Annotated in this window: 1 protein-coding gene; it reads right to left on the reverse strand. The window is 63.3% G+C overall.

Features of this window, described 5'->3' with window-relative positions; translation table 11 throughout:
- Positions 1-229, reverse strand: a 229-nt coding sequence (locus AC6H42_RS19340; RefSeq protein WP_497548739.1) for an EF-Tu/IF-2/RF-3 family GTPase, incomplete at both ends; no start/stop codon positions are given.

A 229-nucleotide genomic window follows, 5' to 3' on the forward strand; every position in this document is an offset into this window, starting at 1 on the left:
GCCGCGCAGCAGCAGACCAACGTTGTCGCCGGCCTGACCCTGGTCCAGCAGCTTGCGGAACATTTCCACGCCGGTGCAGGTGGTTTTCACGGTGTCGGTGATACCAACGATTTCGATCTCTTCGCCGACCTTGATGATGCCGCGCTCAACGCGACCGGTCACCACGGTGCCGCGGCCCGAGATCGAGAACACGTCTTCCACTGGCATCAGGAAGGCGCCGTCCACTGCG

The sequence above is a fragment of the Massilia sp. NBRC 108631 genome, from assembly GCF_059704565.1.